Below are 4676 nucleotides of genomic sequence, written 5' to 3'. Positions count from 1 at the left end.
GGTGATGGCCCGGTTGGGGCAACCGGTGGGTCCGAAACAGGTTTCGATCTGGTATCCTTTGATTTCAGAGCCCATATCAGACAAAAAGCGAGCCTGGACGGCCTTAACCTCGGCAATCGAAGCCACATTTTTACCTGTCGCGCCGGCTTCTTTTTCTACACGAACCCGAACCTTTTTGCGTACAAAAAAGGGTACTTTTTTGATGGCCGCTTCAGCTTCAGGAGTCCATTTCATTTGATGTTTCCTTTATTCGAGTAATCAAGAATAAGTATTATTTGCAAGGGTCATAAAAAAGGCATCCTTGTTGATTGCGGCGGGATGCCTTTCTGATTGAAGTTGTTTAATTCGTATTCGTATAGAGTTAAATACCACTTACGGGCAAAACGGTCAATCATCAATCTTTAACTCCAATTTTGCTTGTCAATACAGAATAAAGGCTTTTGCTTGTCAATACAGAATAAAGGGATATAATTAGAGAAAAAAAATATTTGGTGCTGGTGAACATTAAAACTATAATCAACGAATCCTTTGATTAAGAGGAGGTATCTGATGGACAAGCCGATTGAAAATTACTGGAAAATCAGGCTGGCGAATCTCAAGGAGGCACTGAAAGCCAACAACTTTGAGGTTTTTGTGGCGGATAACACCGAAGACGCCAAGAAGGTTGTACTGGAACAGATTATTCCCCGGACAGGCGCGAAAAGTGTTTCCTGGGGAGGATCAATGACATTGGTTTCCACGGGGCTGTATGATGCCCTCAAGGGGAGCACTGATATGAAGGTGCTGGATACATATGACAAAAAGCTGTCTCCGGAAGAATCTCTGGAACGTCGCCGGCAGTCGCTGCTGGTCGACCTTTTTCTGACCGGAACCAATGCCGTGACCGAGAGCGGACAGCTGGTCAACCTGGATATGACCGGTAATCGCATCGGCGGCATCACCTTCGGCCCCAAACATGTCATTATCGTGGTGGGGCGCAATAAGATTACCACTGATCTGGAAGAGGCCATGTCTCGCATTAAAGACTATGCAGCTCCGGTCAACAGCATGCGTCTGGACAAAAAGACACCGTGTGCCAAAACCTCTTATTGCGAAGAGTGCAAAAGCCCGGACCGCATTTGTAATAGCTGGGTGATTACAGAAAAATCATTCCCCAAAGGGAGGGTGAAAGTCGTGTTGATTAACGAAGATCTTGGATTTTAAATTTGAATTTCCCGCTGCGACTCGACTGTCTTCGACCCTGAGACTTCGGCGTGAGCTCAGTCGAACGCTCAGACCGAAGGGAGCTCGCCGAAGTCTTGCAGCGCGAGATGAATTCAAATTTATTTTTTGACGGCTACCAGTGAGGCCATAAAGACGGATTCCTTGTGGCTGTGATGTTTTTTTTCCTGATAAAAATGGATTTTGAAAGCTAAAAACGCATGTAAAAGTTCGTTCTCCAGCAAAAGGTGATCCCGGCAGGACGGCTGGGAGACGCCTTTCTCCGGAGCCTTTATAAAGGTTTCAAAAATGAGAAGACCGCCAGGGATGAGCCCCTCGCAGATATAAGGAAACAGCCGCCGGTTTAAAAACCGGATATTTAAAATTAGGCTGAAGTATTCTTTGGGGATGTCATAGTCGTCCAGATCATAGCAGAGTGGATGCAGCCGGGGATGAACTCCGGAAAGACCGGTTATGGCCACATCGGAGACATCCACAGCGATGACATCAAACCCTTGCTTTGCCAGAAAGAGGGCGTTCCTCCCATTACCGGCTCCCAGATCGAGTACTCTTCCCTTGGGCGCCAGGTGATGATATTCCTTTACAATACCTGCGGGTTCCAGGGGATGAGTTTCCTTGAGATATTTTTCGTTCCACTTGATGCGGTCCTGCTTCATAGGAGATATGCTCTTTCCGCGAGACCTTTGCAAAAGGGAGCGTTTTTCAAAGGTCTCGTTCTTTCAGGCAGAAAAGGGCACCGAGTATTTGGTTAACTCTGAGAGCCATAGCTGATCAGTGATGATTTGAACTAAGAGTCTATTTCAAAATCATCTTTTAAAGCGCCGCAAACCGGACATTCCCAGTCATCGGGCAGATCTTCGAATTTTGTTCCGGGGTCGATACCGTTGTCGGGATCTCCTTGCTGGGGATCGTAAACATAACCGCAAACCATACAGACGTATTTGTCCATTTTTTCTCCTCCATTTTATATTTTAATCCACAGATTTCGCAGATTACACAGATTACAATATACGATTTTATTTGCTAATGAAGTCCTTTACTTTTGTTTCGATTTTATCACGGATTTGGCGCATGAAATCGATCGACCGACCGGCCGGGTCGGGCAGGTCCCAGTCCTGTCTCCGGGCACCCGGTACCAGCGGACATTCTTCTCCGCAGCCCATGGTTATTATCTCGTCCGGCGGCAGTATTGATATCGCCGCCTCCAGGGACCGGGGTTGACGGAAGGCCATGTCGACACCCCTTTCCTGCATGACTTCAACCATGACGGAGTTGATTTTATCGGTCGGGACGCTGCCGCCCGTCATTACTTCCAGTTTGTCGCCTCCCAGAAGTTGGGCAAAGGCACCGGCCATCTGGCTGCGGCAGGCGTTTTCGCGGCAGGCGAACAGAACCTTCCTGCGGCTTTGCAGCGGTTTCAACAGATCGGCAACAGCTTTTTCTACATCTTTTTTAACAGCCGGATGTTTTTCCATATCGCCCGCTTCTTCGACCTGCCGGTATGTCAGGCTGCCGTTATAGCCGGCCCCAACAGCATCGAAGAAGTATTTGGCGATCAGGTGAACGCCTCCGAAAAGGTTTTTCCCTCTGGTGGCGCCGAGGGACAGCATAAATCCTCGCCGGTAGTTTCTGGCTGGATCCGTTAGGTTCAATTTATATTTTCGGGACCAGAGCGCCTGACTCCTGTCAATCAGCGCCTTGATCTGGGCGGTAACGCTGTAAAAATAAATGGGCGAGGCCATCAGGATCACATCGGCCTCGCGCAGCAAAGGATAGATTTCAGGTTTCATATCATCGTCTTGAGTGATGCAGAAACCTTTCTTTTCACAGAATCCGCACCCCAGGCATGGGCGAATATGCTTTTTAGCCACTTCAATAACATGTGTCCGGGCCCCTAATCTTTCGGCCTCGCGCATGCATGCCGAAAGCAGGAAGTTTGTATTACCCTTTTTTCTCGGGCTTCCCTGTAATCCCAGTACAAACATAAAAAACACCCTCCGATAATACAATTGCTTCGCAATTCTATATAACGCGGCTGCGCCGCTTAAAAAATGATAGATTTTATCGTTCTCGATTAGGTGAACTCGTAAAAAGTCAAATACTTTGCTTTTTACAAAACTATCAGGTTATGCCTTCCAATGACCGTGTAAGTTGCAGTATTCCCTGGCAGTGACATTTTCGGCATCTACTTTAAACGTTGCTTCCGGAGCTTCGCCGGGATTCAGGAATTGCCGGTAAGACTTACCATCGGCGATAATTTCGATCCATTCGATATAGTGCTCTGCTTCCATGGGATGGGCGACGCTTCCGACCTTGATCTTAACTCCGTCCGGAGTTTTCTCCACTACCGGAACATGCTTTTCCTTGGCGGCATCGACGGTATTTTCAGTCAAAAGGTTCATGGGCTGTCCGCAGCATACAAGTTCGCCCGCTCCGCCATGAAGAACTTCAATGATATTTCCGCAAGCATCGCATTTATAGACTTCTAATCTTTCTGCCATTTTTATTTCCCTCCTTTTTCAAGTCGTTACTTATGAACCCTGAACGGTTACAAATTACCAGTTTTCCCCCAGCAGTTCAAAGTGGGCCTGGCGATGAGCACAGGCCGGGCATTCTTCCGGAGCTTCACTGTCTTCATGGAGATAGCCGCAGTTGCGGCAGCGCCAGACAACCTTTTCATCGCGTTTGAAAACCCGGCCGGCTTCAATGTTGGCCGCCAGGTCAACATATCTTTTTTCATGCTGCTTTTCAGCAACTGCAATCGCTTCAAACACCGGGGCAATGGTTTCAAAGCCTTCTTCAAGAGCGGTCTTGGCAAATCCGGGGTACATCTCCGTATGCTCGTAATGTTCACCGGCGGCGGAAGCTTTAAGGTTTTCGAGGGTTGTACCGATCACACCGGCAGGAAACGCTCCCGTGATTTCAACTTCGCCGCCTTCCAGGAATTCGAATAATCTTTTGGCATGCTCTTTTTCCTGGTTGGCGGTTTCTTCGAATATCGCCGCAATTTGAACATAGCCGTCTTTTTTAGCCTGGCCGGTAAAATAGGTGTAACGATTTCTAGCCTGAGATTCGCCTGCAAAGGCAGTTAATAGGTTTTTTTCAGTCTGTGTGCCTTTTAAACTTTTCACGTTTTTCCTCCTATTTTTTGATTTTGTTAATTATTATTACCCTGATTGAACGAAGAAGCTCAATTAACGATTATGTGTTTCTCCTTTTCTTTTTCAGCCAGCAGCTTTAATTTATAGGCAGAATCCCGCAGGGTGCCATAAAGGATGCCGCACCCTACATCCTCGCGTTCGATATCACCGTGGTTTGCCAGGTCGATCATCTCATCTACCAGCTTAAGGGTTTTGACAATATTTTTGTCGCAAGGTTTCAAAACGGTAATTACTCTGTAATTTGTGGTGTCATATATAAGTTTGGGTAAGGCAATTAACGAGAAAAAAGACAAT

General features: G+C 47.1%; 8 protein-coding genes. 1 reads left to right on the top strand and 7 read right to left on the bottom strand.

Annotated features, from left to right (window positions below):
* Positions 1-234: PCP reductase family protein (locus tag V3S16_RS18075; RefSeq protein ID WP_413887531.1), on the bottom strand; the 234-nt coding region annotated here is incomplete at its 3' end.
* A gap of 315 nt (positions 235-549) precedes the next feature.
* Here V3S16_RS18075 and V3S16_RS18070 point away from each other — a divergent pair.
* Positions 550-1203 carry a lactate utilization protein gene (locus V3S16_RS18070; protein ID WP_413887529.1) on the top strand — a complete coding sequence of 218 codons (654 nt, stop codon included), beginning with the start codon at positions 550-552 and terminating at the stop codon, positions 1201-1203.
* A 119-nt stretch (positions 1204-1322) separates the two neighbouring features.
* Here the strand turns inward: V3S16_RS18070 and V3S16_RS18065 are convergent, their stop codons facing one another.
* From V3S16_RS18065 to V3S16_RS18040, 6 genes are all read right to left on the bottom strand, one after another.
* Positions 1323-1877: a class I SAM-dependent methyltransferase gene (locus V3S16_RS18065; protein ID WP_413887520.1), complete on the bottom strand. Its 555-nt coding sequence runs from the start codon at positions 1875-1877 to the stop codon at positions 1323-1325.
* A 131-nt stretch (positions 1878-2008) separates the two neighbouring features.
* Positions 2009-2170, bottom strand: coding sequence for a rubredoxin (gene rd, locus V3S16_RS18060; RefSeq protein WP_413887518.1), 162 nt, complete (start codon positions 2168-2170; stop codon positions 2009-2011).
* Positions 2171-2237: 67 nt separating this feature from the next.
* Positions 2238-3206 (bottom strand): NAD(P)H-dependent oxidoreductase, encoded by a 969-nt coding sequence (locus V3S16_RS18055; RefSeq protein WP_413887516.1) that lies wholly within the window; start codon positions 3204-3206, stop codon positions 2238-2240.
* A gap of 141 nt (positions 3207-3347) precedes the next feature.
* Entirely contained in the window at positions 3348-3722 is a 375-nt protein-coding gene (locus tag V3S16_RS18050; RefSeq protein WP_413887514.1) for a desulfoferrodoxin, read from the bottom strand.
* A 54-nt stretch (positions 3723-3776) separates the two neighbouring features.
* Positions 3777-4352 (bottom strand): rubrerythrin, encoded by a 576-nt coding sequence (rbr, locus tag V3S16_RS18045; RefSeq protein WP_413887512.1) that lies wholly within the window; start codon positions 4350-4352, stop codon positions 3777-3779.
* Between the two features lie 59 nt (positions 4353-4411).
* On the bottom strand, positions 4412-4676 hold a 265-nt coding region (locus V3S16_RS18040), incomplete at its 5' end, for a hypothetical protein (RefSeq protein ID WP_413887510.1).

Source organism: Candidatus Desulfatibia sp., from assembly GCF_036446775.1.
Classification (GTDB): Bacteria; Desulfobacterota; Desulfobacteria; order Desulfobacterales; family UBA11574; genus Desulfatibia_A.
This window is presented reverse-complemented; position numbering and strand designations above follow the sequence as displayed.